This is a genomic window from Pseudonocardia sp. EC080619-01, assembly GCF_001420995.1.
GTDB lineage: Bacteria > Actinomycetota > Actinomycetes > Mycobacteriales > Pseudonocardiaceae > Pseudonocardia.
Map to the genome: position 1 here is coordinate 2,378,403 of NZ_CP012184.1, position 26,816 is coordinate 2,405,218.

General features: G+C 73.3%; 29 protein-coding genes and 1 tRNA gene. 19 read left to right on the forward strand and 11 right to left on the reverse strand.

Translation table 11 applies throughout. The annotated features are described in order from the left end of the window. The first annotated feature begins 403 nt into the window (after positions 1-403). Together AD017_RS11105 and AD017_RS11110 are read left to right on the forward strand one after the other, a co-directional pair. Positions 404-949 carry a hypothetical protein gene (locus tag AD017_RS11105; RefSeq protein ID WP_060574166.1) on the forward strand — a complete coding sequence of 182 codons (546 nt, stop codon included), beginning with the start codon at positions 404-406 and terminating at the stop codon, positions 947-949. Further along, positions 931-1,122 carry a hypothetical protein gene (locus tag AD017_RS11110; protein ID WP_369821671.1) on the forward strand — a complete coding sequence of 64 codons (192 nt, stop codon included), beginning with the start codon at positions 931-933 and terminating at the stop codon, positions 1,120-1,122. Before AD017_RS11105 ends, AD017_RS11110 begins: the two co-directional genes overlap by 19 nt. A 12-nt stretch (positions 1,123-1,134) precedes the next feature. Here the strand turns inward: AD017_RS11110 and AD017_RS11115 are convergent. Next, positions 1,135-1,207: transfer RNA gene (locus AD017_RS11115), tRNA-Lys, on the reverse strand. Between the two features lie 121 nt (positions 1,208-1,328). Continuing rightward, positions 1,329-1,526 carry a hypothetical protein gene (locus AD017_RS11120; protein WP_139316965.1) on the reverse strand — a complete coding sequence of 66 codons (198 nt, stop codon included), beginning with the start codon at positions 1,524-1,526 and terminating at the stop codon, positions 1,329-1,331. 95 nt (positions 1,527-1,621) lie between these two features. On the opposite strand from AD017_RS11120, the gene AD017_RS11125 reads away from it, so the two are divergent. The 7 genes from AD017_RS11125 (at position 1,622) to phoU (AD017_RS11155) (ending at position 8,752) form a co-directional block, all read left to right on the forward strand. Further along, positions 1,622-2,212 carry a superoxide dismutase family protein gene (locus AD017_RS11125; RefSeq protein WP_060574168.1) on the forward strand — a complete coding sequence of 197 codons (591 nt, stop codon included), beginning with the start codon at positions 1,622-1,624 and terminating at the stop codon, positions 2,210-2,212. Between the two features lie 173 nt (positions 2,213-2,385). Next, positions 2,386-3,447: a tRNA dihydrouridine synthase DusB gene (gene dusB, locus AD017_RS11130; protein ID WP_238592077.1), complete on the forward strand. Its 1,062-nt coding sequence runs from the start codon at positions 2,386-2,388 to the stop codon at positions 3,445-3,447. A gap of 142 nt (positions 3,448-3,589) precedes the next feature. Continuing rightward, on the forward strand, positions 3,590-4,477 hold the full coding sequence (locus AD017_RS11135; RefSeq protein WP_060574169.1) for a GGDEF domain-containing protein: 888 nt from the start codon (positions 3,590-3,592) through the stop codon (positions 4,475-4,477). Positions 4,478-4,576: 99 nt separating this feature from the next. Next, the gene (locus AD017_RS37210; RefSeq protein WP_060574170.1) at positions 4,577-6,943 is read left to right on the forward strand and encodes an LCP family protein; all 2,367 of its coding nucleotides are present in this window, start codon (positions 4,577-4,579) and stop codon (positions 6,941-6,943) included. 102 nt (positions 6,944-7,045) lie between these two features. Further along, positions 7,046-7,702, forward strand: a complete 657-nt coding sequence (gene phoU, locus AD017_RS11145; protein WP_010228002.1) for a phosphate signaling complex protein PhoU — start codon at positions 7,046-7,048, stop codon at positions 7,700-7,702. A gap of 100 nt (positions 7,703-7,802) precedes the next feature. Then, on the forward strand, positions 7,803-8,000 hold the full coding sequence (locus AD017_RS11150; RefSeq protein ID WP_060574171.1) for a dodecin family protein: 198 nt from the start codon (positions 7,803-7,805) through the stop codon (positions 7,998-8,000). 92 nt (positions 8,001-8,092) lie between these two features. Then, complete coding sequence (gene phoU / locus AD017_RS11155) at positions 8,093-8,752, forward strand: phosphate signaling complex protein PhoU (RefSeq protein ID WP_060574172.1); 660 nt, start codon at positions 8,093-8,095, stop codon at positions 8,750-8,752. Between the two features lie 19 nt (positions 8,753-8,771). Here phoU (AD017_RS11155) and ppk2 read toward each other — a convergent pair whose 3' ends face one another. The 6 genes from ppk2 to pstS form a co-directional block, all read right to left on the reverse strand. Next, the gene (gene ppk2, locus AD017_RS11160; protein ID WP_060574173.1) at positions 8,772-9,650 is read right to left on the reverse strand and encodes a polyphosphate kinase 2; all 879 of its coding nucleotides are present in this window, start codon (positions 9,648-9,650) and stop codon (positions 8,772-8,774) included. A gap of 21 nt (positions 9,651-9,671) precedes the next feature. Continuing rightward, the gene (locus AD017_RS11165; RefSeq protein ID WP_060576342.1) at positions 9,672-12,407 is read right to left on the reverse strand and encodes an HAD-IC family P-type ATPase; all 2,736 of its coding nucleotides are present in this window, start codon (positions 12,405-12,407) and stop codon (positions 9,672-9,674) included. A 273-nt stretch (positions 12,408-12,680) separates the two neighbouring features. Beyond that, the gene (gene pstB / locus AD017_RS11170) at positions 12,681-13,460 is read right to left on the reverse strand and encodes a phosphate ABC transporter ATP-binding protein PstB (protein WP_060574174.1); all 780 of its coding nucleotides are present in this window, start codon (positions 13,458-13,460) and stop codon (positions 12,681-12,683) included. A gap of 12 nt (positions 13,461-13,472) precedes the next feature. Then, positions 13,473-14,582, reverse strand: a complete 1,110-nt coding sequence (pstA, locus tag AD017_RS11175; RefSeq protein ID WP_060574175.1) for a phosphate ABC transporter permease PstA — start codon at positions 14,580-14,582, stop codon at positions 13,473-13,475. 1 nt (position 14,583) lies between these two features. Next, on the reverse strand, positions 14,584-15,528 hold the full coding sequence (gene pstC, locus AD017_RS11180) for a phosphate ABC transporter permease subunit PstC (protein WP_060574176.1): 945 nt from the start codon (positions 15,526-15,528) through the stop codon (positions 14,584-14,586). A gap of 116 nt (positions 15,529-15,644) precedes the next feature. Next, entirely contained in the window at positions 15,645-16,748 is a 1,104-nt protein-coding gene (gene pstS, locus AD017_RS11185) for a phosphate ABC transporter substrate-binding protein PstS (RefSeq protein ID WP_060574177.1), read from the reverse strand. 486 nt (positions 16,749-17,234) lie between these two features. On the opposite strand from pstS, the gene AD017_RS11190 reads away from it, so the two are divergent. Further along, positions 17,235-17,651 carry a hypothetical protein gene (locus AD017_RS11190; protein ID WP_060574178.1) on the forward strand — a complete coding sequence of 139 codons (417 nt, stop codon included), beginning with the start codon at positions 17,235-17,237 and terminating at the stop codon, positions 17,649-17,651. Between the two features lie 39 nt (positions 17,652-17,690). On the opposite strand, the gene mshD is transcribed toward AD017_RS11190, so the two are convergent. Beyond that, complete coding sequence (gene mshD / locus AD017_RS11195; RefSeq protein ID WP_060574179.1) at positions 17,691-18,572, reverse strand: mycothiol synthase; 882 nt, start codon at positions 18,570-18,572, stop codon at positions 17,691-17,693. A gap of 67 nt (positions 18,573-18,639) precedes the next feature. Then, the gene (locus AD017_RS11200) at positions 18,640-19,440 is read right to left on the reverse strand and encodes a response regulator transcription factor (RefSeq protein WP_010227980.1); all 801 of its coding nucleotides are present in this window, start codon (positions 19,438-19,440) and stop codon (positions 18,640-18,642) included. 221 nt (positions 19,441-19,661) lie between these two features. Here AD017_RS11200 and AD017_RS11205 point away from each other — a divergent pair, with 221 nt between their 5' ends. The 9 genes from AD017_RS11205 (at position 19,662) to AD017_RS11240 (ending at position 25,234) form a co-directional block, all read left to right on the forward strand. Then, on the forward strand, positions 19,662-20,558 hold the full coding sequence (locus tag AD017_RS11205) for a DUF2993 domain-containing protein (RefSeq protein WP_060574180.1): 897 nt from the start codon (positions 19,662-19,664) through the stop codon (positions 20,556-20,558). A 7-nt stretch (positions 20,559-20,565) separates the two neighbouring features. After that, entirely contained in the window at positions 20,566-21,015 is a 450-nt protein-coding gene (locus AD017_RS11210; RefSeq protein WP_060574181.1) for a thioredoxin family protein, read from the forward strand. 204 nt (positions 21,016-21,219) lie between these two features. Then, positions 21,220-21,684: a DUF4395 domain-containing protein gene (locus AD017_RS11215; protein ID WP_060574182.1), complete on the forward strand. Its 465-nt coding sequence runs from the start codon at positions 21,220-21,222 to the stop codon at positions 21,682-21,684. A gap of 38 nt (positions 21,685-21,722) precedes the next feature. Then, positions 21,723-22,559: a sulfurtransferase gene (locus tag AD017_RS11220; RefSeq protein WP_010227973.1), complete on the forward strand. Its 837-nt coding sequence runs from the start codon at positions 21,723-21,725 to the stop codon at positions 22,557-22,559. Positions 22,560-22,561: 2 nt separating this feature from the next. After that, positions 22,562-22,861 (forward strand): DUF1416 domain-containing protein, encoded by a 300-nt coding sequence (locus AD017_RS11225; RefSeq protein ID WP_010227972.1) that lies wholly within the window; start codon positions 22,562-22,564, stop codon positions 22,859-22,861. 84 nt (positions 22,862-22,945) lie between these two features. Next, positions 22,946-23,116, forward strand: a complete 171-nt coding sequence (locus AD017_RS35280; protein WP_010227971.1) for a hypothetical protein — start codon at positions 22,946-22,948, stop codon at positions 23,114-23,116. Next, positions 23,113-23,751: an FABP family protein gene (locus tag AD017_RS11230; protein ID WP_010227970.1), complete on the forward strand. Its 639-nt coding sequence runs from the start codon at positions 23,113-23,115 to the stop codon at positions 23,749-23,751. The genes AD017_RS35280 and AD017_RS11230 overlap by 4 nt, the downstream gene beginning before the upstream one ends. 8 nt (positions 23,752-23,759) lie before the next feature. Continuing rightward, a complete protein-coding gene (locus tag AD017_RS11235; protein WP_060574183.1) occupies positions 23,760-24,374 on the forward strand; it encodes an allophanate hydrolase subunit 1 in 615 nt (204 codons plus the stop codon). Beyond that, on the forward strand, positions 24,371-25,234 hold the full coding sequence (locus AD017_RS11240) for a biotin-dependent carboxyltransferase family protein (protein ID WP_060574184.1): 864 nt from the start codon (positions 24,371-24,373) through the stop codon (positions 25,232-25,234). Before AD017_RS11235 ends, AD017_RS11240 begins: the two co-directional genes overlap by 4 nt. Here the strand turns inward: AD017_RS11240 and AD017_RS11245 are convergent, their stop codons facing one another. Further along, on the reverse strand, positions 25,235-26,797 hold the full coding sequence (locus AD017_RS11245; protein WP_060574185.1) for a hypothetical protein: 1,563 nt from the start codon (positions 26,795-26,797) through the stop codon (positions 25,235-25,237). Positions 26,798-26,816 lie beyond the last annotated feature (19 nt).

The following is a 26,816-nucleotide window of genomic DNA, read 5'->3' on the forward strand; positions in this document are numbered from 1 at the left end:
CATAGACTTGGCACTGACAGCCACCACAGGCCCGCGGTCTCTCTTCCGACGCGTGATCAGAAAGACCTCGCAGTTGCTCCGGGGGCGCCGTCGAGCAGCTCCAGCACCGCGGCGGGCCGCTGCCTGCTCCTTCGGGAACAAGAGCCGATACCGCTCGAACGCGCATACCTGCATTACGTCCCCACAGAGCGGAACCCCGGACGACGGCTCGAGAAGGTGCGAGTGGTTCAGCAAGTATCCGGCGTCCAGGTCGTGATGGTCTTGTCGTCGTGGCGCTTGGCTGGCGGCAGCTGGCAACCGTTGGGCTTGCTCGACTTCTCAGCGGTCTAGCTGCTGCAGAGGTACGTGTGGCCCGGGGTGGTCCTGGGCAACCACGTCGCTCCAGGGCATGCCCAAGTGATCGATGGTGCGTTGCTCCCCGGTCGGTGGCGAGCACTGCCCATCTAAGGTCTGCGATGTCGAACCGGCCGACGGTGGCACGGCGGCCGGCCTCGCCGGTGGCCTCCGCGACCCGATAGCCGTCATCGCGGTTGCGGGCGCGCAGCTCGCCGCGCTGGAGGTCGGCGAGGAGCTGCCGGTGGGCGTCGTCGTAGCCGCTGCCCTGCTGAAGCCGGTCGCGGTAGCTCTGCCTCTGGTCGGGCGCGACGGACTCAAGCCGGTCGTCGCAGAGTCGGATCTGCTGACCGTCGCGTGTGCCGAGCACGATGCTGCTGTCGCCGAGCACCGCTACGTCAACGGTCTCGCTGGCGATCACGAGGTCGTCGCGGTTGAACAGCCGCCGGCCGGGAAGAGCGATGTCGAGCGGGCCGCCACCGAAGAACGCGCAATGTGCCGGCGGGGCGCTGCTGCGGATCTGGGTGATGCGCCCTTGGTCAGGCCGATAGCTGCCACCGAGCTGGTCCCGTGCCTCCCAAGACCGTGGCCACCCTCATGGACGCGGCGGGTCTGAGCTCGCGCCAGGCGGCCGATCAGCTCGGCCACGCGAAGGTGTCGATGACGCAGGACAACTACTTCGGCCGGAAGGTCGCCCGGACCGGCGCCGCGGGCGTGCTGGAGCTTTTCAGCAATCCCGGGGGTCAATCGGGGGTGGATCTTGACGAGGATGCGGCATCAGGTGCTTGACCTGGGAGAATGTGGGCCCCCGGGGGATCGAACCCCGAACCCGCGGATTAAAAGTCCGCTGCTCTGCCGATTGAGCTAGAGGCCCCTGACCGACCCCGGCTGCACCGGGCCCGGCCCGCCACCGGATCCCCCCGGACGGTCACGACGAGCCAGGTCCCACCCTACAGCGGACCCCCACCGATCTCGTCACTGCGACACCAGGGCCGTCAGTCGGAGCGACCCTCGATCGTCTCGGTGAGCTCCCGTTTCCAGGCCTCGCGCTCGTCCGGGAAGTTCCGGCCCATGTCGGAGATGCAGTCCGCGCACCGTCCGACGATCGTCAGCAGCGCGCCGTTCGAACACCGGACGCACGGGACCGGCTGCGCGAGGGCGTCCGGCGACGCCTCGGCCACATCGGCTGTCACCCGGCCACGGTAGCGGACACCCGAAGCGGTGGATCGCCACCACCACGGCGTGCCGGTACCCGACCGAAACATCCCTTTCACCCACACTGCCGAGTATGAACGTCCGTACCTCCGCCAGGGTCGCGCTGCTCGGCGCGACCGCGCTCCTCGTCGTCGCCTGTGGCGGGGGTGGGCAGACCGGCCAGGGCGACGCCGCCGCCGTCGAGCAGAACGTCCAGGTGTCCGCGACCACGGCCGAGGGCGGCGACGGCCCGGCCTACACCTACGACACCGCGCTCGTCCCGGCCGGCGCGACCCTCGAGGTCAGCAGCGGCAACGACGGCGGTTCCACCACGACGACGCTGCGGGTGAGCGGGCTCGTCCCGAACCGTGCCTACGGCTCGCACGCGCACACGATGCCGTGCGGACCCGACGCCGGCGACGCCGCCGGGCCGCACTACCAGCTCTCCCAGGACCCGGTGACCCCGAGCGTCGACCCGGCCTACGCGAACCCGCAGAACGAGATCTGGCTGGACTTCACGACCGACGCCGAGGGCAACGCCGAGGCGACCAGCACCGTCCCGTGGACGTTCCCGGACGACCGGCGGGCGGCGTCCGTCGTCGTCCACGAGGAGCCCACCGCGACGCACGCCGGGCACGCCGGTACCGCGGGTGGCCGTCCGGCCTGTGTGACCGTCGAGTTCTGAGCCGTCCGGGCGGGGGCGCCCGCGCGACCGGTGCCTGGGACAATGGTCCCGTGACGATCGTGCAGGACCGCCCCCGCGACGGGCGGACGGACACCCCCGCCCACCGCGAGCGGGTGCTGCCGCCGCTGCGCATCGGCCCGTTCGAGGTCGAGACGCCCGTGGTGCTGGCACCCATGGCGGGTATCACCAACCCCGGTTTCCGGCGTCTGTGCCGCGAGCAGGGCGCGGGCTACTACGTCTGCGAGATGATCACCGCCCGCGGGCTGGTGGAGAAGAACCCGCTGACGTTCCGCATGATCGCGTTCGACGCCGACGAGCACCCCCGCTCGATGCAGCTCTACGGCGTCGATCCCGACTCGATGCGGCGGGCCGCGCAGATGATCGTCGAGCGGGATCTCGCCGACCACATCGACATGAACTTCGGCTGCCCGGTCCCCAAGGTCACCCGCCGGGGTGGCGGGGCGGCGCTGCCGTTCAAGCGGAAGCTGTTCGAGCGGATCGTGAGCGCCGCCGTCGAGGGCGCCGGGGACCGGCCGGTGACCGTCAAGATGCGGATCGGCATCGACGACGACCACCACACGTACCTGGACGCGGCCCGGATCGCCGTCGACTCGGGTGCCGTCGCCGTCGCGCTGCACGCCCGCACCGCCTCCCAGCGCTACTCCGGCCAGGCCGACTGGGACGCGATCTCCCGGCTCCGTGAGCACGTGCCCGCCCACGTCCCGGTGCTGGGCAACGGCGACATCTTCTCCGCACAGGACGCGCTGGACATGGTCGCCCGGACCGGGTGCGACGGCGTCGTCGTCGGCCGGGGCTGCCTGGGCAGGCCGTGGCTGTTCGGCGACCTCGAGGCGGCGTTCGCGGGCCGCGAGCTGCCCGCCCCGCCGGACCTGGGTCAGGTGGCGGCGACGCTGCGCCGGCACGCCGTCCTGCTGTGCGAGCACATGGGTGACCACAAGGGGATCCGGGACGTGCGCAAGCACATCGCCTGGTACCTGAAGGGCTTCCCGGTCGGGCCCGAGCTGCGGCGCAGCCTCGGGATGGTCGAGTCCATCGACCACCTCGACGAGCTGCTCACCGGGCTGGACCCGCACGAGCCGTTCCCGGCCGAGGCGGACGGCCCGCGCGGGCGGCAGGGTTCGCCGGGCCGCGTCGTCCTCCCCGAGCACTGGCTCGACGACCCGGACGACGTGTCCGTCCCCTTCGGAGCGGACGTCGAGCACTCCGGCGGCTGATCCCGCCACCACGGGGCGATCATGGTTCCCCGAGCCGGGGGAACCGGGCACGCCGAACGGGTGCCACGCCGGCTCACGCCTCAAGCGGGACCGGTGTCGTACCGATGACCCTCGTGACGACAGGTGAGACGGGAGGTGGAGGGTGACCGACACGGCCTGGTCGGTGCGCAATCTCGTGCGTTCGGCACGTCGCACCGCGCCGCCCGCCGACGGCGTCGCGCTCGACGACACCGCGCTCGACGGCGTCGCACCGTCCGATCCCGCCGCGCGCGCCGCGCTGCACACCGCAGCCGCCGAGCGGCTGGCCGGTCACGACCGCTACGAGCAGGCCTACCTGCACCTGCGCGAGGCCGTCCGGCTGCTGAACGGCCCCACCGGCGCCACGGTGGAGGACGAGCTGGACCGGCTCCGCCGCGAGCACGCCGAGGCGCGCGAGCAGAGCCGGCGGGACAGCCTGACGGCGACGTACAACCGTCGCTACCTCGACGAACGTCTCGTCGACCTGCTCGGCGACGGGACCGGCCGGGTCTGCCTGGCACTCGCCGACATCGACCACTTCAAGCAGGTCAACGACACCCACGGGCATCCGTTCGGGGACCGCGTCCTGCAGCGGATGGTGCACGAGCTGGGCCGGGAGCTGCCGCGCGGCGCCTTCTGCGCGCGCTACGGGGGCGAGGAGTTCGCACTCGTCCTGCCCGACGTCTCCGCCGACGAGGGGATCGCCGCCTGCGAGGCGGCCCGGGAGCGGGTGGCCGCCCACGACTGGTCAGCGCTCCACCCGGAGCTCCGGATGACGATCAGCATCGGTGTCGCGCACGCCGTCCCCGGCACCTCCGGGACCGAGGCGCTGGTCGACGAGGCCGACCTGCTGCTGTACACGGCCAAGCAGGCCGGCCGGAACGCAGTCGCCCACCGGTCCGGCGACGGCCGGGTGACGCTCGCCGGAGCCGCGTCCGGACGTAGGTCGATCCCCCAACCGGACGCCGGTCGGAGCCGCCCCGGACCCGCGACACCGCCCCCTCCCGAATAGAATCGGCGCCGGACGCCCGGCCGGCGTCCGTGGCCCGCGCCCCCCGAACGGCGCACGGCCACCGCGCGTCCCGGAGCGGACACGCGACGAGGAGGCCCGGTGCAGGACGACGACGACGCGCGCCGGTCCCGGCGTACCCGTCGCCGGGCCGAGGGCGAGGACGCACGCCGCGCCGCGCAGGAGCGCGGGCCCGCCGACCGTCCCGCGCCCGTGGACCCCGACCGTCCCGCGCCCGTCGACCCCGACCGCCCCGCCGGTGCCCGCCCACCGGCGGGGCGGTCCGGCTCCGGTCCGACGCCCCGGCCCGGCACCCCCGGGGTTCCCGGCACCGCCTCCCCGAGCGGGGTCATGCGCGTGCGCGGCGGACGGGTGCCCCGCAGCCCCGGCGGCCCGGCACCGGCCGACCCGCCGTCCGGGCCCGGCACCGTCCCGCCCGGTCCCCCACGAACCGGTCCCGCACCGTCCGGTCCCGCACCCTCCGGTTCCCATCCGTCCGGTTCCCATCCGTCGGGCCCGACGCCGCGCGGTCCGGTGCCCCCGGGCCGCGGACCCGCCGGCCACTCCGGCACCGTCCCCTCGGGGCCCGTCCCGCCGGGTCCGGTCCCGCCCGACGCGCGTCCCGCGTCCGAGGCACCGCAGCGCGGCCCCGTCACGGGCCAGGGCGGCCCGGGCGGCCCCGGGACGTCGCAGCCGAACCGCGTCCCGCCGTCCGGACCGGGTGTGCCGCCGCCCGACCGGCCCGACCGGCGACCCCACGCGTCCGGCCCGGGGAGCACGCCTCCGCAGCCGGACCGGGCGCCCGCGAACGGCCCGGACCCCACCCGGTCCCGCCTGCAACCGGCGCACGGCACCCCGCCGCCCGCACCGGGCGCCACGGCGGAACCGGCCCGCGTCATCGGCCGGGGCCGCGGCGCCACGGACTCCCGCCGCACCGAGGCGTTCGACGCCCTGGTCCCGCGCCGGCTCCGCCGCCGCTACGCCGACGACGCTGCGGCCGACGCTGCGGCCGACGGCCGGAAGGGCCACGACGACGGGGCCGACGCCGACCACGAGGCCCGCGCCACTGCCGTCGACGACCGCGACACCACCGAGGACGAGCCCGGCAGCGCGACCCCGGCGCCCGCAGGACCGGCCCGTCGGCGCGGCCCGCTGCGGATCGCCGCGGCGGCGGCCGCCGTCGTCGTCCTGGCGGCGACGGCGTTCGGGTTCGCCGGCCGCGGCGAGGTCTACGACGGCGTCCGCTCCGTCGCCGCACTCGCCCCGGACTCCGACGCGGTCCTCGACGCCGAGCTGCAGGCCGGCGACCGGAACGTGCTGGTGCTGGGCGTGCAGGCGGACCGGGCCGGAGCGCCCGAGGCCGCCCGCACGGACACCGCCGTCCTCGTCCACCGGCCGGCCGGTGGCGCCCCGGCCGTGACCCTGTCGGTCCCCGCGACGCTCGAGGTCCCCCGGCCCCCGTGCCGGCGCTGGGACGCCGCGACCGGCTCCTACGGCGAGACCGTGCCCGCCGAGTCCCGCACGGCGTTCGCCACCGCCTACGACATCGGCGGCCCGGCCTGCACGGTCGGCGTCGTCCAGCAGCTCACCGGGATCCCGGTGAGCGGGTTCGTCGCGTTCGACCTCGCCGGCGCCCCCGACCTGGTCGGTGCGGTCGGCGGCATCGAGGTGTGCACCGAACGGCCGGTCGTCGACCCGGTGCTCGGCCCGGTCGTCGAGGGCGCCGGTCGGGTCCCGCTGGACGGCGAGGCAGCCGTCCGCTTCGCCACGGCCTCCGGTGCGGGCGACAGCTCCCCCGCCAACCGGGTCCAGCGCCAGCAGCGCGTGCTCGCCGCGGCTCTGGGAGATGCGCTGTCGACGTCGTCGCTGCTCACCCCCGGTGCGCCGGGGCGCTCCGCCGAGGGCGTGGTCGGCGCGCTCACCGCGGACGGCGTCGACGCCGGCGAGATCCTCTCCCTCGCGCAGGGGCTCGGTCGCGCCGGTACCGCGGGCGACGGCAGTACCCCGGTCTTCCTGCCCCTGCCGGTCTCCGAGGCCCCCAACACCCGCGGCCACCTGGAGCTGCGGCGCAGCGACGCCCGTGAGCTCTTCGCCGCGCTGCGCGAGCACGAGCCGCTGCCCGAGTCGGCGACCGCGCCGGCGGCCCGGGCCGCCGACGCGCCCGCGGCCGGCACCACCGTCGACCTGGTGGACGCGACCGGGCGCCCGGGCGCCGTGGACCAGGTCGCCGAGGACCTGCGGGCCCGCGGCTACGAGATCGGGGCGGTCACCACCGGCCCGGCCACCGACCGCGCCGAGGTCCGCTACTCCCCCGACAACACCGACGCGGCCGGTGCGCTCGTCGGGACGCTGCCCGGTACCCGGCCCGCCCCGGACCCGACGGGCAGCGGGGTGCTGCGGCTCGTGGTCGGCGCCGGTGACCGGGAACCCGCCCAGGCCGTCCCCGCCACCGACGCCGACTGTTCCTGAGCCGACGTCCCACCTGCCCGAACGGGCGAACGTCGCCCACCGTTCACGGTGGGTTCACTCACTGAGGCTGCCCTACGGAAGAGGTCGCTCTAGGCTCGTGGCATGCGCGACGAGTACCAGGTGCAGCTGGACGAGCTGGCCTCCGGCCTTGCGGGGATGTGCGACGACGTCGCTCGCGCGATGGAGAACGCCACCCGCGCGCTGCTGGAGTCGGATCTCCAGCTGGCCGAGCAGATCATCTCCGAGGACGTCCGGATCGACGACGTCCGCGCCGACGCCGAGCACCGCGCCTTCGGGCTGCTCGCGCTGCAGGCCCCGGTCGCGACGGACCTGCGGGTCGTCGTCGCCGCCATCCACGGCGCCGGTGACCTCGAGCGGATGGGCGACCTGGCCCTGCACGTCGCCCAGGCCGCACGGCGCAGGCACCCCCAGTCGGTCGTCCCGGACGAGATCAAGCCCTACTTCGCCGAGATGGGCCGGGTGGGCGTCCAGCTCGCGGAGAAGGCCGGCCAGGTGATCCGCAGCCGTGACCTCGAGGCCGCCACCGAGCTCGAGGCCGACGACGACGCGATGGACGACCTGCACGAGCACATGTTCACCGTGCTGATGGACCGCAACTGGACGCACGGGGTGTCCGCGGCCGTCGACGTCGCCCTGCTGGCCCGGTTCTACGAGCGCTACGCCGACCACGCCGTCGCCGTCGCACGCCGGATCGTCTACGTCGTCACCGGCCAGATGCCGGGTCCGCTCGCCGTCTGACCGGCCGCCGGTCACCCACCGCACACCCGGTCGACCGGCCCGTCGCCGACCGGTCGCCGGATCGGGTTTGGTCCGTGGGCCGTGGGGGCACCCCGCGTCCATGGAGCATGCGGGTTGCGTCGTCACCGAGGTGGTGGGCACCTCCGACGAGAGCGTCGAGGAGGCGATCCGGAACGGCATGGGCCGGGTCGGGCAGTCCCTCGAGTGGTTCGAGGTCACGGGCGTCCGCTCGACCGTGCTCGGATCCGCCGAGCGCTTCCAGGTGGACCTGAGGCTCGGCGTACGCCGGGCCGCATGACCCACCACGCCGTCGCGACCGCCGCGGCCGTTCACCAACCGTTCACCGGCACCGGGCCGAGCCGGTCCGTGGACCCGAACTAAGGTCGTCCCATGCGCAGGGAGACGCTCGACGACAATCTCGAGCAGCTCCAGCTGATGCTCGACGAGATGAGCCCGCTGGTCGCCGCCGCCTTCCACCGCGCCTCCGACGCGCTGCTCCACGACCGCATGCGCCTCGCCGAGCAGGTCGTCGCCCGTGACTCCATCATCGACGGGCACCGGGCCGCGATCGAGCTGCTCGCCGTGGAGACCATGGCGCTGCACCAGCCGATGGCCACGCCGCTCAGGGCCGTCGTCACCGCGCTGCGCTGCTCCCAGCAGCTGGAGCGCATGGGGGACCTCGCCCGGCACGTCGCCGAGGTGGTCGCCCGCTCCGGCGACCGGCCGGCCCTGCCCGAGCAGGCCCGCCCGCTGTTCAGCGAGTACGGCGCCCGCGTCGCGGCGATGGGTGACAAGGCCGTCGAGGTGCTCCGCACCCGCAACGTCGTCCTGGCCTGCGAGCTGGAGTCCGACGACGACGCCGTCGACGCCGCGCACCGTTCCGTCTTCGAGATGATGTTCGGCTCCGACTGGGACGCCGGGGTGCCCGCCGCCGTCGACGTCGCCCTGCTGGCCCGTTTCCACGAGCGCTACGCCGACCACTGCGTCCACCTGGCCGAGCACGTCGTCTACGCCGTCACCGGCACCACCCCGGACCAGGTCTCGCTCTGACCCCGGGCGGCCGCTCGGGTCAGAACGGTGCCGGGATCCAGCGCAGCGGGACGACGGGGGTGGCCGTGTCCGGCGGTGCGTCCCGTTCGGGCAGGTGGACCTTCTTCCGGGGGACGTGCTCGTACGGCACCCGGTCGAGCAGGTGCGTGATGATGTTCAGCCGGGCCCGGCGCTTGTCGTCGGAGTGCGCCACGTACCAGGGCGCCCAGGCGGTGTCGGTCGCGGCGAACATGGCGTCGCGGGCGCGCGAGTAGTCCGCCCACCGCGTGTAGGACTCCAGGTCGATCCCGGACAGCTTCCAGACCTTGCGGGGATCGTCGATCCGGCTCTCCAGCCGCCGCGTCTGCTCGTCCGCGCTCACCTCGAGCCAGTACTTGACCAGGACGATCCCCGAGTCGATCATCGCGCGTTCGACCCCGGGCGTCATCGCGAGGAAGCGGGTGGACTGTTCCTCGGTGCAGAAGCCCAGGACCCGCTCGACGCCGGCGCGGTTGTACCAGCTCCGGTCGAAGATCACGACTTCACCGGCGGCCGGGAAGTGGGAGACGTAGCGCTGCAGGTACATCTCGGACTTCTCGCGCTCCGTCGGCGCCGGGAGCGCCACGACGCGGAACACCCGCGGGCTGACCCGCTCGGTGATGGCCTTGATGGTGCCGCCCTTGCCCGCCGTGTCGCGGCCCTCGAACACGATGCAGATCTTGGCCCCCGTCGCCTTGACCCACTCCTGGAGCGCGACCAGCTCCCCGTGCAGCCGGCGCAGCTCCCGCAGGTACTCCTTGCGCTTCATCCGCGGCCGCTCGGCGGCCCCCGTGGCCGAGGCCGCACGGACGTGGCCGTCGTGGACCGCTGTGTGCTCGTGGTGCTTGTGGTGTTTGTGGTGTTTGTGGTGCTTGGACATCGCGGCTCCCCACGGCGTGGACTACCCGGACCTGGACGGGACCCGATCGGCCTGCCGCCGTCCGACGGCCTTGCCGCCCTCCCAGAGCAGGAGCAGGCCCACGGCGGGCACGATCGCCCAGAGGAACTGCACGGCGCTGATGTCCACGGTGCCCAGCAGCCGGTGGAAGACGTCCGACTGCCCGACGAGGACGGCGAGGGCGATCTCGACGACCGCGGCCCGGTTCATCTGCTTGCTGTCGAAGGTGTCGAGCGTGAACACGGTCGCGGTCGCGCTCCGGCACTCGAAGGCCGCGACGACGAGGCACAGGGCGAAGGCCGTGAAGGCGATCGTCTGCCCGACGGCGGGATCCGCGAACGTCCGCTGGGCCAGTGCGATCAGGATCAGCAGCGCGGCGCTGACCGCGAGCCCGGCGAGGCCGACGGTGACCATCAGCCCGGGCGTCATCACGGACTCGTCGCGGGGGCGCGGGCGGAGCCGCATGAGGCCGGGCGTCTCGCGGTCGAACCCGAGGGCGAACCCGAAGGCCGCGTTGACGACGAAGTGGATCCACAGCACCTGGGCGGGTGTGAACGGTTCGCCCGCGGCGATGTCGAACAGGGTCGCCCCGAGGAAGGTGAGGACGAAGACGACCAGCAGCAACAGGACGAAGCGGATGTACTTGGTCAGGTTGTCGTAGATCTTCCGGCCCTGCTCGACGGCGAAGACGATCGTCGAGAAGTTGTCGTCGGAGAGGATCATCCGACCGGCGTTCCGGGCGACGTCGGTGCCGGACCCCATGGCGATCCCGATGTCGGCGGCCTTGATGGCCGGGGCGTCGTTCACGCCGTCACCGGTCATCGCGACGACGTCGCCCTTCTTCTTCAGCGTGTCCACCAGGAGCACCTTGTGCTCCGGGGCGACCCGGCCGATCACGCCGATCTCGTCGATCCGGGCCAGCCGCACGTCCTCGGGGAGGGCGGCGAAGTCCGCGCCGAGCACCGCGGTGCCCCGGATGCCGAGCTGCTCGGCGATGGCGGCACCGGTGGTCACGTCGTCGCCCGTCACCATGCGGACCCGGATGTTCGCCGCCTGGGCCTCGGCCACGGCCTGCTGGGACTCCGCGCGGGGCGGGTCCACCATCCCGACGAGGCTCGTCAGCTCGAGGTCCGTGACGAGGGCGAGCAGGTCGCCGTCGGCGTCGAACGCACCGGGATCGACATCGCGCACCGCGGCGGCCATCACCCGCATCCCGGCCTGCTCCATACGCACCATGTGCCCGGTCGCCCGCTCCGCGAGCCCGGCGTCCCACCGTGCCGGGCCGTCCCCCGAGAGCGCCGACGACGCCCGGTCCATCACCGCGGGCGCCGCGCCCTTCACGAAGCAGCGCACCACCGGCCGCCCCGCCGCGTCGGCCGCGGTGTGGAAGGTGGCCATCAGCTTGTAGCCGGGGTCGAAGGGCAGCGTGGCCAGGCGCGGCAGCCGCGCGCGGGTCGCCTCCACGTCCAGTCCCGCCTTGTGCGCCAGCACCAGCAGCGCCCCCTCGGTCGGGTCCCCGACGACCTGGCCGTCGACGAGCTGCGCATCGCTCGCGAGCACGTACGGCAGGATCGCGGGCTCGATCGACGCCGCGCGGCCGGCCGCGTGGTGGACCGCCCCCGCGAGCTCGTAGCCGCTGCCCGAGACGGTCCAGCGGTCACCGACGTCGACGACCTCGACCGCCGTCATCTCGTTCCTCGTCAACGTGCCGGTCTTGTCGGAGTTGATCGCGGAGGTGAAGGCGAGCGTCTCGACCGACGGCAGCTCCTTCACGATCGCGTTGCGCGCGGCGAGATCGACACCACCGACGGAGAGGATCCACTGCGTGACCGTCGGCAGCGCCTCCGGGACGGCCGCGATCGCCAGCGCGACCGCGCTGACGAACAGCACGTCCCAGGCCTCGCCCCGGCCGCGGCCGAGCACGAACATCACCAGCATCGTCAGCCCCGCCGCGGCGGCGATCCACAGCGTCAGCCGGTCGAGCTCCCGGGTGAGCGGTGACTTCTCCCGCTCCGTCCCGGCGAGCATCGAGGAGATCCGCCCGAGCTCCGTCCGTGCTCCGGTGCCGGTGACGATCACCGTCCCGCTCCCGTGCGTGACCGGGGTGTTCGTGAAGGCCATGTTCGTCCGGTCGCCCGGCCCCGGGGCACCGCCGGCGTCGAGGGTGGCGACGTCCTTCGACGCCGGCGTGCTCTCGCCGGTCAGTGCCGACTCGTCGATCTGCAGCGCGCTCGCGACGACGATGCGGCCGTCGGCGGGGACCTGGTCACCCGCGGAGATCAGCACGACGTCGCCGGCGACCACCTGCTCGGCCGGGATCTCGGTCGAGGTGCCGTCGCGACGGACCCGCGCGGTCGCCTTCATCATCGACTTGAGCGCGTTCATCGCGCTCTCGGCCTTGCCCTTCTGCCGCAACCCGATCACGGCGTTGAGCACCGTCAGGGCGAGGAGCAGCACCGCGGTGCCCCACTCCTGCACGAACAGCGAGACGACGGCCGCGGCGAGCAGGATGAGCTGCATGTAGCTGCGGTACTCGTCGAGGAACCGGACCCAGCCGGGTTTCGGCTTCTCCTCGGGCAGCGCGTTCGGCCCGTGGATCCGCAGCCGGTCCTCGGCCACGGCCGTCGAGAGCCCCTGGCCGGGATCGACGCCGAGGGCCTCCGCGACCGCGGCCGGTGTCCGCGCGAACCAGTCGTCACCCGTGGCGGCCTCCCGGCCGGCCGGAACGTCGGTCCTCATGGCCGGGCCTCCGATCCGCTCGCGCCGCGCCGCGGAGTCCCGCGGCGTCACGCCGGCCGGGCGGGCCCGGACCGGCAGGACGTCGTCCGGACCGATGGAAGACCGCCGGTCCGGCCGCGGCCACACCCGCTACGGGTGAACGGAGGGGCGTCCCTCGGTTGCGGGGCCGCGGGGCCGACGGCCCCCACCGAACGGGCGCACCGCGGGTACGACGCACGACGGCCCCGGTACCCGTCGCGCGGGTGCCGGGGCCGTCGTGTGCCGGGGGGCGGCTCAGCCGAAGCGGCCGGACACGTAGTCCTCGGTCGCCTTCTGCGTAGGCTGCGAGAAGATCGTCTTGGTCTCGTCGAGCTCCACCAGCTTGCCGGGCTTGCCGGTGCCCTCGATGTTGAAGAAGCCGGTGAAGTCGCTGACCCGCGCCGCCTGCTGCATGTTGTGGGTCACGATGACGATCGTGTAGTCGTTCTTCAGCTCGTTGATCAGGTCCTCGATCGCGAGCGTGGAGATCGGGTCCAAGGCGGAGCAGGGCTCGTCCATCAGCAGCACGTCGGGACGCACCGCGATCGCGCGGGCGATGCACAGCCGCTGCTGCTGTCCACCGGAGAGGCCCGAGCCCGGCTTGTCCAGCCGGTCCTTGACCTCGTTCCACAGGTTGGCGCCACGGAGGGAGCGCTCGACGGTGTCGTCGAACTCGCCCTTCGACGCCTTCCTGTTGTTCAGCTTCATGCCCGCGATCACGTTGTCGTAGATCGACATCGTGGGGAACGGGTTCGGCCGCTGGAACACCATCCCGATCTGGCGCCTGACGCCGACCGGGTCGACGTTGGTCCCGTAGAGGTCCTGGCCGTCGAGCTCGAGCTTCCCCTCGACGCGGGCGCCGGGGATGTTCTCGTGCATCCGGTTGATCGACCTCAGGAAGGTCGACTTGCCGCAGCCGGACGGGCCGATCAGCGCCGTGACCGTCTTCGGCTTGATCACCATGTTGACGCCCTCGACGGCGAGGAACGACCCGTAGTAGATGTTCAGGTCCTTGGCTTCGACACTCTTGCCCATGTCCGGGATTCCTTATCGGGTCTTCGGGGCGAAAATGCGGGAGATGAGGCGGGCCACGATGTTCAGGATCATCACGATCAGCATCAGCACCAGGGCCGCGGTCCAGGCCCGGTCCAGGCTGAACTCGGGCGGGATGCCGGGCTGCGCGTAGGAGTTGTAGGAGAACACCGGCAGGGTGGCCATACGGCCGTCGAACGGGTTCAGGTTGACGCCGGTCGCGAACCCGACCGTGACCAGCAGCGGAGCCGTCTCACCGATGACCCGGGCGATCGCCAAGGTGACACCGGTGGCGATGCCGCCCGCGGTGGTGGGGATGACGACCTTGAGGATCGTCCGCCACTTCGGCACGCCCAGCGCGTAGGACGCCTCCCGCAGCTCGTTCGGGACGATCTTGAGCATCTCCTCGGTCGACCGCACCACGATGGGGATCATGAGCACGGTCAGCGCGATCGCGCCGACGATCCCCAGCCGCACACCCGGGCCGACGATCAGAGCGAAGAGCGCGTAGGCGAACAGCCCGGCGACGATCGACGGGATACCGGTCATGACGTCGACGAAGAACGTGATCGCCCTGGCCAGCTTGGAACCGTTCCCGTACTCCACCAGGTAGACCGCGGTGAGGACACCGACGGGGATCGACATCAACGCGGCCAGTCCGGTGATGATCAGCGTGCCCTGGATCGCGTGCAGTGCGCCGCCGCCCTCACCGACCACGCCTCGCATCGAGTTCGAGAAGAACGTGACGTCGAACCGCTCCCAGCCCTGGCTGATCACGGTGAACAGCACCGAGACCAGCGGGGCCATGGCGAGCAGGAAGGCGCTGGTGACGACGACCGTCACCAGGCGGTCTGCGGCCTTGCGGGCACCCTCCACAGCACGGGAGACGCCATAGGTCGCGACGGCGAAGATCACCACGGTGAGGAACACCCACAGGCCGACGCCGGACCCGGCCAGGCCGACGATCCCGCCGGCCACGACGGCGGCCCCGGCGAGCACCGCCGCAGTCGCCCAACGCGGGAGGGTCGCGGTGCGACGGAGCTCCGTGGGTGTGCTCGCGGGTGCTTCGAGGCCGGTTCTGGTCACGGGTGCCTCGGTACGGTTGCGTTCGGTCCCGGTGGACATCTCAGTTCGCTCCGGAGAAGTCGCGGCGGCGCTCGACGATGTAGCGAGCGAGCATGTTGACCAGCAGGGTGATCACGAACAGAACGAGGCCGGACGCGATCAGGACGTTCACCCCGATGCCGGACGCCTCCTGGAACTGCAGCGCGATGTTCGCCGCGATGGTGGAGGGGTTCTCGGAGCTGATCAGGTTGAAGGTCACCGCGCCGGTCGCGGACAGGATGATGGCGACCGCCATCGTCTCGCCGAGCGCCCGGCCGAGCCCCAGCATGGCCCCGGAGATCACACCGGACCGACCGAACGGCAGGACCGCCAGGCGGATCATCTCCCAGCGCGTGGCGCCCAGCGCCAGCGCCGCCTCCTCGTGCAGCTTCGGCGCCTGCAGGAAGACCTCCCGCGCCACGGCGGTGATGATCGGGAGGATCATCACGGCGAGCACGAGGCCGACGACGAGCATCGTCCGGCCGGTGGTCGAGACCGGACCGGCGAAGAACGGCAGCCAGCCGAGGTAGTCCGACAGCCAGGTGGACAGACCGACCGACAGCGGCGCAAGGGTGTAGAAGCCCCACAGCCCGTAGACGATGGACGGCACTGCCGCCAGCAGGTCGACGACGTAGCTCAGCCCCGCCGCGAGTCGGCGCGGGGCGTAGTGGCTGATGAACAGCGCGACGGCGACCGCGAGCGGTGTCGCCACCACGAGCGCGATGACCGCGCTGAGCAGCGTGCCGAAGACCAGCGGCGCGACGTAGACGAGGATCCCGCCGGGCAGCTCGTCCCCGGACGCGACGAGCGCAGGGAAGGCCTCGATCAGGAGGAATGCTGCGACGCCGGCCAGGACGACGAGGATGAGGATCCCGGCGCCCTTCGCGGAACCCGCGAAGATGCGGTCACCGATCTGCGTCACCGGTTTCGTCGCCTGGCGATCAGGCGTGGTTTCCGTGGTGGTCACTGTGATCCCTGGAGGTGCGTGCGTGCGCTGGACAGGGGGTGGACGCCGGGAACCCCGGGTGGCGATTCCATCATGAACACCACCCGGGGCTCCTGGCTAGATGATGTGTGACTCGATCAGCCGCCGGCCGCGATGCGGTCGATCACCGGGGTGATCTGGCCACGCAGCGCCTCGGACAGCGGAGCGGACCCGGCCGCCTGGGCCGCGGCCTGCTGACCGGCGTCGCTGACCACGTAGTTCAGGAACGACTTGGTCACGTCGGCCTGAGCCTGGTCGGCGTAGGTCGGGCAGGCGAGCAGGTACGAGACCAGCACGACCGGGTAGGCGCCACCGGTGGCGGTGCGGTTGAGCTCGTAGGCGAAGGAGGTGTCGCCCTGGCCCTCGACCCGCTGCGACTCCTCGAGGATCTTCGCGGCGGCCTCGGCGGTCGGCGCGACGTTCTGGTCACCCAGCTTCACGTTGGCCTTGCCCAGCTCACCGGCCTGCGAGGCGTCGGCGTAGCCGATGGTTCCGTTACCGGCATTCACCGCGCCGACGACGCCCGAGGTGCCCTGGGCGGCCTCGCCGCCCTGGACCGGCCAGTTGCCGTCGCCCTCGTCGGTCCACGCCTGCGGGGCCGCCTTGTTGAGGAAGTCGGTGAAGTTCTCGGTGGTGCCCGACTCGTCGGAGCGGTGCACCGGCGTGATGTTCGTGGCGGGCAGCTGGGCACCCGGGTTGTCGGCGGCGATCTTCGGGTCGTTCCAGGTCGTGATCTCGCCCTTGAAGATGCCGGCGATGGTCGCCGGGGCGAGGTTCAGGTCCTGGACACCGTCGAGCTTGTAGACGACCGCGATCGGCGAGACGTAGTTCGGGATCTCGATGACCGAACCGCCGCAGCGCTGGCGCGCCTGGTTCAGCTGGTCGTCCTTCAGGTAGGCGTCAGAACCTGCGAACTGGACGCCACCCTGGACGAACTGGGTACGGCCGCCGCCGGATCCGACCGGGTCGTAGTTGATCGTGGCCTCGGGGTTGGCGTCACCGAAGCCGGCGATCCACGACTGCATGGCGGCCTGCTGCGAGCTCGCGCCCGCGCCGGCGATCGTGCCGGAGACGCCGGAGCCCTCCGCACCGCCGCCACCGCCCTCGTTGGCGGCGCCGCAACCGGCGACGAACAGCGCACAGGTCGTCGCGACACCGACGGCCGCCAGGCGCGCCCGGGGCGCACGCCGCTTGGTCTTCACTGCAGGTTCCTCCGTGATCGGCTCGTGCCGTTCGGGACGGCGGCCGGAGTGACCGCCGGGCGGAACGCTAGAAGCCGACGTTGGACGGGGGACCCACGGAAGATGAACGTGGAATGAACAAGGCCGGCAGCGACACCGACGAACATCACACGATCGGCGGGATCGACTCCGCACCTTCCAGGCGACGTCGTATCTGCGACCACCAGATTGATCACGATGAGTAACTGGCTGCCGCAGCAGTGCCACGATCGCCCCTCCAAGCGGCATCCGGCATCAGACGCACCCGGATCAGCCCGCACGTCACTTCATGAGGCCGCTCAAGCGGTGGGCGAGGACACTCGCTTCTCGACGATTCACTCGGTTCAGCGTTGTGGAGCTAGACGCCAGGTTGCGAAAGTGAGGTCGAATCACATCAGGTCAGATCCCACCATCGGGGGATAAATGCCAGTCTCATTTCTACGCGGTTCCGGCGTAACAGTCGCTGCCGTGCTCGCGGTGGCGGCCTTCACCCTGACCATCTCGGCAGAGGCGCACGCCGCGCCTGGCGATCAGGTGCGCGCCCGCGGGACCAATGCCCTCGAGCTCGCGACGGACGCATGCCGTGCAGCGAACTTTCGTTTCACTGTCGAGGGCAACCCCGGGACCCCGAACAACTACTCGCTCCTCATCGACTCGGTCATCGATCCGTCTTGTGTCACCCGGACCCGCCTCACCGGTGTGCGGGACGGTCGCGTCGTCGCTACGCCGTACTACGTGACGAACTCCGGTGAGCCGGGGGCGACCCGGGTGGAGAACATCGAACGTTGCTCGATCGAGTTCGGCGTGCAGCGTCGGGATGGGTCTTACTTCACCCAGCTCCTGACCCCCGAGGGTGCGGCGTCAGCGCCACCGCAGTGTCCGTGACCGAGAGCCGACCCGCCGGCCCGGCCACCGCAATCGGCGTCAGCGGGCGTAGTTGACGTCCGCGGCGTGCACGACGAACCCGAGTCGCTGGTAGACCCGCACGGCCGGGCCGTTGTCCGCCTCCACGTAGAGCAGCACCGTGTCCAGCCCGCGGTCGTGCAGGTGGTGCAGCCCGGCCAGGGTCAGGACCCGGCCCAGCCCGCGCCCGTGCGCCGCCGGGTCGACACCGAGGACGTAGACCTCGCCCATCGCGGGCTCGTCGCCGGTGGCGGGGTGGACCTTCGTCCAGTGGTAGCCCAGCAGGGTGCCGTCGGGGGCCGTGGCCAGCAGGAACCCGTCGGCGTCGAACCAGTCCTCGGCCTGGCGGGCGGCGAGCTCGGCACCCGTCCACCCGCCCTGCTCGGGGTGCCAGTCGAAGGCGGCGTTGTTGACCCGGAGGAACTCGTCGTCGTCGCGGCCGGGGACGAACGACCGCAGCGTGACCCCGTCAGGGAGGCTCACCTCGGGCAACGGCTCGCCGGCGGTGCGGCGCATCTGCCACAGCACCCGGTCGCGCCGGTAGCCGTGCCGCTCGGCGAGGCCCTTCGCGGCGTCGAGATCGCCGTGCGCCCAGACGTGCGGATCCGCGGCGAGCCCCTCCAGGGCCGTGACCAGAGCGGACCCGACGCCACGGCGACGCTCAGCCGGATGCACGGCGAGCTCGGCGTACTCCCCGTCGAGCTGGGCGTACCCCGCGACGGCGCGGTCCGCGCCGGGCACCACGACGTGGTGCACCCCGGCGCGTCCCTCCCCTGCCCGGAGGGTGAGGAGGAACTGCTCGGAGAACGGGTCGGCGCCGTCGTGCGCGGCGGCCGTCGCCAGCAGGTCGTGCACCGCCGTGGCGGTGTCGGCGTCGAGTCGGGTCAGCACCTGCGGGTCCACCCGCCGGACCCTAGAACACGACCCGCGGACCGGGCGGGTCCGCGGGTCGTGTCCGTGCACTGTGTCGTCAGCGTGGGGAGAGCGCGCCCGGGGTGGTCCGTCCCGGTCCGGTGGGACGGCCGGCGCCCGGCAGGCGACGGTCGGACGGCTCGGAGTCGGCATCGGAGTCGGCATCGCTGTCCGGCGGGGCGGTCAGCCCGCCCCGTGACGGCCGGACGAACTTGTAGCCGACGTTGCGCACCGTGCCGATCATCTGCTCGTGCTCGCCGCCGAGCTTGGCGCGCAGCCGCCGCACGTGGACGTCGACGGTGCGGGTGCCACCGAAGAAGTCGTAGCCCCAGACCTCCTGCAGCAGCTGGGCCCGGGTGAACACCCGGCCCGCGTGCTGCGCGAGGTACTTGAGCAGCTCGAACTCCTTGTAGGTGAGCTCCAGCAACCGGCCCTTGAGCCGGGCCGAGTACGTCGCCTCGTCGATCACCAGTTCACCGAGCACCAGCGCCCCGCCCCCCGACGCCGACTCGGCGCCGGGCCGGGCACGGAGCAACCGGAGCCGCGCGTCCACCTCCGCCGGGCCGGTGTCCGGCAACAGGATCTCGTCCACCACCCACTCACCGGAGACGGCCACCAGGCCGCCCTCGTTGAGCACGGCGATGACCGGGACGTCGGTACCCGTACTGCCGAGCAGCCGGCACAGGCTCCGGGCCGCCACCAGGTCGCTGCGCGCGTCGACGAGGACCGCGTCGTGCGGGCCCGCGTCGAGCAGTGCGGCCACCTCGGGCGCCGCGGTCCGCACGTTGTGCGGCAACAGGGACAGGGCAGGCAGCACGGCGGCCGCATCCGGAGCCGTGGTCAGCAGGAGCAGTTCCATGGACTCCTCCTCTCGCGATACGCGGACGATACCGCCCCGTCATCCGGTGGTCAGCACGATCGCGATCCGCCTCACGCTCCCGATCTGGATCGGTCACGCGAACGATCGGGCCGGAACCCGTCCGTCGGAGCAGGTCCGGGGCCGCCGGACCGGGATCCCGGCGGGCTCACTACCGTCAGGGAGTTACGTCCGCAGCACCGGGATCTCCGGGAGGACCATCCGTGCAGTCGCCCACCCTCCCGGCGCCCGGCCGGGGCGCCGACCGCGGTACCGGCCCGGGGCCGGACCGGGGCACCGACCGGCGCACCACCGTGCACCGCGTGGTCGCCGCCGTCCTGGCCGTCGTCGCCGTGCTCGTGCTGGCCGATCTCGGCACCGCCGCCGCGGCCGAGTCCGGGATCTCCCGCCAGATGCGCGACCGGCTCGGCCTCCCCGAGGACCCGGCGGTGCAGGTGCAGGGGATCTCGTTCCTCGCGCAGGCCGTGACCGGCCGCTACGACCGGATCGACGTCTCCATGCAGCGGGTGCCGATCGGCCCGCTGCAGACCCCCGAGGTGGAGGTGCAGATGCACGGCGTGCGGGCGCCCCTGTCCGACCTGATCGGCTCGGGGCCGTCCCGGTTCCGTGCGGCGGCCGCCGAGGGGATCGTCCGGATCGGCCCGATGGACGTGCGCCGGCTGGTCGTCGCCGCCGGGGGTCCCGCCGCCGGTGTGGAGCGCCTGACCGCCGAGGAGGTCGAGGCGAACGACATCGACACGGTGATCCGCGAGGGTGCGGACCCCACCCTGCGCGGGCTCGACCCGCGGAACGCGGCTCGGTTCGTGGCCGAGATGCCGGTCGACGGCGAGGACGCGAAGGTCGCGGTGCTGAGCGCGCTCGTCGTCTCGGACGGGAAGCTGCGGATCGTGCCCCGCGACGTCCGCGAGTACGAGACGCACGAGCCCGTCCCGGCCGCGGTGCGGGACTCCCTCATGTCGGCGATGGCCGTCGAGGTCGACCCGGGCCGGCTGCCGCTCGGTGTCACGCCGACGTCGGTCTCGGTGCCGGAGTTCAACGTCCTGGAGATCTCCGGGGCCGTCCGGGACCTGGGCGTCGGCTCCGACCGGACGTCGGACTGAGGCACCGGTGAGCGGTACCGGTCTCGTCGTGCTGCTCGTCGTCCTCGTGGTGACGACGGCGGCCGGTCTCGTCCTGCGCGCCCGCTCCGGTGCCGTCCGCCGGTCCGCCCCGGCCGGTCCCACCGGTCCCGGCTGGGAGCTCGCGGGCGTCGACCCCGCGGGACGGCGGGCGCTGCTGCTGCAGCTGTCGTCGCCGGTGTGCACGCCCTGCCGGCAGACCTCCGTGCTGCTCGCCGGGCTCGCCGCCGACGACCCCGGGCTGGCACACGTGGAGATCGACGTGGCCGACCGGGTCGACGTCGCGCGCGCACTGGGCGTCATGCGCACCCCGACCACCGTCGTCTTCGACGGGCGCGGCGCCGAGCTGCTGCGCGTCGCGGGGGTGCCGCGGACCGGCGAGCTCGTCGCCGCGCTCCCGGCGCCGGACGGTCCGGGCCCTGCCGCACCCGCCATGTGACCGATCGGCCGCACCGGACGGGTGCACGGATCCCGCCGGTTCGGCTACCCTCGCCACTGTGAACTGGCCGCTGACCCGACGCCGCACGGTCGATCTGTGCCGTCTCGCCGGCTGCCTCTGTCTCGACTCCTGATCCGCGTGCCCTGAAGGCCGACACGTCGTACCGACGACCGGCCGTCGCCCCGGTCCACAGGAGTCACCCCCATGTCCGTCACGGACCCCGGACCCGTGCGCACCGAGCCCCGGCTCGACCCGCGCGGTGTCCGGTTCTCCGCCGCGGTCACCACCGTCGTACTGGCGCTGGTGCTGCTGTCCGGCAGCGGCCTGCTCGTCACAGCGCAGGCCGTCGTCTTCGCCGTCGGCGCGTTCGCCGGCATGCGGTTCGCGCCCTACGGGGTGATGTACCGCTCCCTGCTCGCCCGGCGGCTCGGGCCGACGTCCGAGTGGGAGGACGCCGCCCCGGTCCGCTTCTCGCAGACCGTCGGCCTGGTGTTCACCGCCGTCGCCGCGGCGGGCTACCTGACCGGGTTGACCGCGCTCGGTGTCGTCGCCACGGCGGCGGCCCTCGCGGCGGCCCTCCTCAACGCGGCCTTCGGCTACTGCCTGGGCTGCGAGATGTACGGGCTCCTCGCCCGCCTGCGCCCCGGCCCGGCCGGGGCGCGTTCCTGACCCGTCACCCAGCACACGATTTCGGGAGAGATTCGAACATGAGCCGCGAGGACGTCCTCGTCACCGCCGACTGGGCGGAAGCGAACCTGGAGACCGACGGGGTGGTGTTCCTCGAGGTCGACGAGGACACCACCGCCTACGACGGCGGGCACATCCCCGGTGCGGTCAAGGTCAACTGGACCGACGAGCTGCAGGACCCGGTCCGCCGCGACATCGTCACCAAGGAGCAGTTCGAGCAGCTGCTCTCGGCCAAGGGCGTCGGGCAGGACGACAAGGTCGTGCTCTACGGCGGCAACAACAACTGGTTCGCCGCCTACGCCTACTGGGAGTTCAAGCTCTACGGCCACACGAACGTCGTGCTGCTCGACGGCGGGCGCAAGAAGTGGGAGCTCGACGGCCGGACCCTGACCACCGACGTCAAGGACCGCCCGGCGACCTCCTACACCGCCCAGGACGCCGACACCTCGATCCGCGCCTTCCGCGACGAGGTCGTCGACGCGATCGACACCAAGAACCTGGTCGACGTCCGGTCGCCCGACGAGTTCTCCGGCAAGATCCTGGCCCCGGCCCACCTGCCGCAGGAGCAGTCGCAGCGTCCGGGTCACATCCCGTCGGCGATCAACATCCCGTGGTCGAAGGCGGCCAACGAGGACGGCACCTTCAAGTCGAACGAGGAGCTGGCCTCCCTCTACAAGGAGGCCGGGTTCGACGAGGGCCGCCCGACCATCGCCTACTGCCGCATCGGCGAGCGCTCGAGCCACACCTGGGTGGTGCTGCGCGAGCTGCTGGGGCACACCGACGTCAAGAACTACGACGGCAGCTGGACCGAGTACGGCTCGCTCATCGGCGTGCCGATCGAGCTGGGAGCGAAGTAAGCATGTGTGGAGCCCCTGACCAGTCCCTGACCCTGCCCGCGGGCACGGACCTCGAGAAGGAGACCGTGCTGGCCGGGCGCGTCGTCGCCGGCGGCGAGCCGGTCGGCGGGGCGTTCGTCCGCCTGCTGGACGGCACCGGCGAGTTCACCGCGGAGGTCGTGTCCTCGGCCTCGGGTGACTTCCGGTTCTTCGCCGCCCCCGGCAGCTGGACCGTCCGGGCGCTCTCGCGCTCCGGCAACGGCCAGTCCGCGCTCGTCGCCGACGGGCCGGGCCTGCACCAGGCGGAGATCGCCGTCGCCTGAGTTCCGGCACCCGAACGCCGCCCCGGACCGTGTCCGGGGCGGCGTTCGTCGTTCCGGGGACGGCCGCTAGTAGGCTGGCGCGCCGTGCACTGGTTCTCCACCGGGTTGTTGATCGCCCTGTCCGCGGGAACCGCCGCCTGGGCCGGGTGGCTGCTCCGGCGCCTGTTCGTCGTCGAGCCCGCCGCGGCCGGGGACGGCGAGCGTCCCGCCCCCGACGACGCCGCCGACCATCACAGCGAGGAGCCGATCCCGTGACCGATCCCGAATCCGGCACCGACGAGCAGCTGCAGACCACGATCACCGGCCCGGAGAACGCCGCGCCGGACTCGCCGCGGCGCAATAGGCCGCAGTGGGAGGACCTGCCCGTCACCGACGACACCGCGAACCTGCGTCAGGGCCCGGACCTGCACGAGTGGTGCCTGGGTGTGCTGCCGCTGGTCGGCGTCTGGCGCGGCGACGGCGAGCTGGTCGACCCGGCGTCCGGCGAGCCGCGGCCGTTCGGGCAGCAGCTCACCTTCGCCCACGACGGGCGCGCCTTCCTGACCTTCGAGTCGCGGACCTGGCTGCTGGGGCAGGACGGCGAGACCGGCGACCTGCTCGAGCGGGAGACCGGCTTCTGGCGCCCGCAGGAGGACGGCTCGCTGGAGGTCGTGCTCGCCGACAGCAGCGGCCTGGTCGCGATCCTCTACGGCCCCAAGGGCGACATGCGTTCCTGGGAGATCGAGTCCGACGCCGTCGCCCGCACGGCCTCGGCCCGGCCCACGGTCGCCTCGAAGCGCCTCTACGGCCTCGTCAACCAGGGCGACCTCGCCTACGTCGACGAGCGCGCGGTCGACGGCGGGCAGCTGACGCCGTACATGTCGGCGGTGCTGCGCCGCGTCGTCGGCTGAGCGGCCCGGTGGCCGACGCCGCGGTCCGTCCCTGCGGGAGCAGGGCGCTGCTGTTCGAGGTGCCCAACGCGGCCGAGGTGGCCGCGATCGTCGCCGCCGTCCGGGCGGCCGGCCTGTCCGAGGTGACGGAGCTGGTCCCGGCGGCGCGCACGGTGCTGGTCGAGGTCGCGCCCGGGGCGTCGACCGAGCGGGTGCGCGAGGTCGTCCGCGACGCGGACCCGGCCACCACGCCTCCCGGCACCGGCACGGTGCACACGATCCCGGTCGTCTACGACGGCGCCGACCTCCGGCTGATCGCCGAGACCGCCGGGATCGACGTCGACGAGGTCGTCGCCCTGCACAGCGGCGCCGAGTACACGGTGGACTTCTGCGGGTTCGCGCCCGGTTTCGGGTACCTCTCCGGGCTGCCGGAACCGCTGCGCCAGCCACGGCTGGAGAGTTCGCGGACCGCGGTCCCGGCCGGCTCGGTCGGGATCGCCGACGTCTACAGCTGCGTCTACCCGCGCCGTTCCCCCGGCGGCTGGCGGCTGATCGGGCGCACCGACACCGTCCTGTTCGACCCGTCGGCCGAGCGGCCCGCACTGCTCACCCCGGGCGACCGGGTGCGGTTCGAGGCCCGGTGAGCGCGCTGGAGGTGCTGCGGGCCGGCCCGCAGGCGCTCGTCACCGACCGCGGGCGGCCGGGCCACGCCCACCTCGGGGTCCCGCCGTCGGGCGCGCTCGACGGTCCGGCCTACGAGCTCGGGAACCGGCTGGTCGGCAACCCCGGCGGCGCGGCCGGGCTCGAGCTCCTCGGCGGCGGCCTGCGGGTGCGTGCGCGGGGCGCGCGCGTCGTCGCGGTGACCGGGGCTCCGGCCCCGGTGCGGGTCGCCGGGCGGGCCGCCGCCTCGCACACCGCCGTCTACCTGCCGGACGGTGCGGAGCTCGAGATCGGCAGGCCGGTCGGGGGCCTGCGGGTGTACCTCGCCGTCGACGGTGGGGTGGACGTCGAGCCGGCCCTCGGCAGCCGCAGCACCGACCTGCTGTCCGGGCTCGGGCCCGCCCCGGTCGCCGACGGCGACGAGCTGCCCGTGGGCCCGGGGTCCGGCACGGTGCCGGAGACCGGCCCGGTCCCCGTGTCGCTGCCGGTCGCCCCGGTCCGCCTGCGGGTGCGGTTCGGGCCCCGCGCCGACTGGTTCACCGACGCCCGCCGCGCACTCCTCGATCCGACGTGGACGGTCACACCGGACGGCAACCGGATCGGGATCCGGCTCGACGGACCGTCGCCGGAACGGCTCCCTGACGCGCGGGACCGGGAGCTGCCCAGCGAGGGCATGGTGACGGGCTCGGTGCAGGTCCCGCCGGACGGCCCGCCGGTGGTGTTCCTCGCCGACCACCCGACGACCGGCGGCTACCCGGTGATCGCGGTCGTGGAACCGGCGGACCTGCCGCTGCTGGCCCAGGCGCCGCCGGGCACCCCGGTCCGGTTCACCGCGACGGCCTGATCAGCCGCGACCGGCGTCCTCACCGTCCAGGATGGTCCGGACGTCGGCGGTGGCCAGACCCGACAACCGTCCGATCTGGACGGGATCGAGACCGCACTCGTGCAGGTGCCGGACGGCTCCGGCCAGCTCCTCGCGGCGCCGGCGCAGGACGTCGCCGAGCTGCTCGATCCGGTCGCGGGAGTCGTCGAGGGTCCGGGTCGCGTCGAGCGCACGGGCGGGGTCGGCGAGCAGCACGCCGAGCAGCCGGTCTCGGGCGTCCACGCCCGCCGCGGGAACGGCCTGGGTCGACGGCACCACCGACAGCGGCAGCTCCTGCTGGCCACCGGTCTCCGGCTCCACGTCGTCGATCTCGGCACGGAGGATCCGGGCGCGCTGCACGGCGCGGGCGGCGAGGGCCTGCTGGACGGCCCGGGACATCGGCTCCGGGGCGCCCGCTGCTGCGGCGGCCGGGACACCGTCCGGGGCCTCGTCGGCGGCGGCCCGGTCCGCGGTGGCGTCCGCGGAGCCCCGGTCTCCGCAGGGCAGGTCCTCGACGGCCGGGACGGTCCGCTCGGCCGACCACGGGGGCAGCGGGCCGGTGGAGACGTCGTCGGCGACGGTGGGGTCCTCGGTGCGGGGCCTGTCCCAGGCGGTCGGGGCTGCGGTGTCGTCGGCCTCGGCCGCGGCGTCTGTGTCGGTGTCGGCGTCGACGGCGTCTGCGGCGTCGACGATCCGGAGACGGGCGGCCGGACGGGTGGTGGCCGCGGCGGCGCCCGGGGTGTCGCCGGGGTCCTGTGCCGGGTCATCGGGGTCCGGGGCCGCCGCATCGGAGCCCGTAGCCGCCGTACGGGGGTCCGGGGCCGCCGTACCGGGATCCGGGGTCGTCGTCCCGGAGTCCGTTGCCGCTCCGCCGGGATCCGGGGCTGCTGCGGCGAGCCCGGCACCGACCGCACCTGCCGCGACCGCGCCGGTCACCGCCGCCACTCCCCGGCCGGGCGTCGATTCCACCGTGGACGATCCGGCGACGCCGTCGGCCGTGCCGTCGGCGGCCGGACCGGTCGCCTCCTCGTCCCCTACGGCGGGGGCGGCGGATCCGCCGCGCGGGGCCGGGCTCGGTCGCGGCCGGCGCCGGGTGGCCGCCGGGACTCCGGTGCGGGCGAGGGTCGCCCCGTCCGGACGTTCGTCGGACGGGACGGTGATCGGTCCCGCCCCGTCGGGCGCCGCATGACGCCCCGCTGCACTTGCCGCACCCACCGTCCCGGTCGCGGAGGCGGCCGGGGCCGTGCGGATCGGCAGGCCCGGGATCGGTCCGGTGTCGGCACCGCGCTCGGCGACGGCGTCCGCCACCGTCCGGGGCCGCGCGGGACGTGGCGGGTCGGCCGGGCCGCCCGCGGACTCTCCGGTCCAGTCCTCGGCACACGGCGGCGGGGCGCCGACCGTCTCCGGTGGGGCGACGGGCAGCGGTTCGGGCGCGGGCGTCCGGCGGGCGCGCCAGACGCCCCAGAGAACCAGGATCACGAGCACGCCCGCGCCCAGCACCGCCGCGAGAGCGAGGGGCGGGACCGTGAACGAGCCGAGCTGCATGGGCCCGGACCTTAGGCCG

Excerpts from the sequence above, each read along its gene's own strand:
- AD017_RS11105 (WP_060574166.1), top strand. The coding sequence starts at position 404 with ATGGTGCGTTGCTCCCCGGTCGGTGGCGAGCACTGCCCATCTAAGGTC.
- AD017_RS11110 (WP_369821671.1), top strand. The coding sequence starts at position 931 with ATGGACGCGGCGGGTCTGAGCTCGCGCCAGGCGGCCGATCAGCTCGGC.
- AD017_RS11125 (WP_060574168.1), top strand. The coding sequence starts at position 1,622 with ATGAACGTCCGTACCTCCGCCAGGGTCGCGCTGCTCGGCGCGACCGCG.
- dusB (WP_238592077.1), top strand. The coding sequence starts at position 2,386 with ATGGCGGGTATCACCAACCCCGGTTTCCGGCGTCTGTGCCGCGAGCAG.
- phoU (WP_010228002.1), top strand. The coding sequence starts at position 7,046 with ATGCGCGACGAGTACCAGGTGCAGCTGGACGAGCTGGCCTCCGGCCTT.
- AD017_RS11150 (WP_060574171.1), top strand. The coding sequence starts at position 7,803 with ATGGAGCATGCGGGTTGCGTCGTCACCGAGGTGGTGGGCACCTCCGAC.
- phoU (WP_060574172.1), top strand. The coding sequence starts at position 8,093 with ATGCGCAGGGAGACGCTCGACGACAATCTCGAGCAGCTCCAGCTGATG.
- ppk2 (WP_060574173.1), bottom strand. The coding sequence starts at position 9,650 with ATGTCCAAGCACCACAAACACCACAAACACCACAAGCACCACGAGCAC.
- AD017_RS11165 (WP_060576342.1), bottom strand. The coding sequence starts at position 12,407 with ATGAGGACCGACGTTCCGGCCGGCCGGGAGGCCGCCACGGGTGACGAC.
- pstB (WP_060574174.1), bottom strand. The coding sequence starts at position 13,460 with ATGGGCAAGAGTGTCGAAGCCAAGGACCTGAACATCTACTACGGGTCG.
- pstA (WP_060574175.1), bottom strand. The coding sequence starts at position 14,582 with ATGTCCACCGGGACCGAACGCAACCGTACCGAGGCACCCGTGACCAGA.
- AD017_RS11200 (WP_010227980.1), bottom strand. The coding sequence starts at position 19,440 with ATGGAACTGCTCCTGCTGACCACGGCTCCGGATGCGGCCGCCGTGCTG.
- AD017_RS11215 (WP_060574182.1), top strand. The coding sequence starts at position 21,220 with ATGTCCGTCACGGACCCCGGACCCGTGCGCACCGAGCCCCGGCTCGAC.
- AD017_RS11220 (WP_010227973.1), top strand. The coding sequence starts at position 21,723 with ATGAGCCGCGAGGACGTCCTCGTCACCGCCGACTGGGCGGAAGCGAAC.
- AD017_RS11225 (WP_010227972.1), top strand. The coding sequence starts at position 22,562 with ATGTGTGGAGCCCCTGACCAGTCCCTGACCCTGCCCGCGGGCACGGAC.
- AD017_RS11245 (WP_060574185.1), bottom strand. The coding sequence starts at position 26,797 with ATGCAGCTCGGCTCGTTCACGGTCCCGCCCCTCGCTCTCGCGGCGGTG.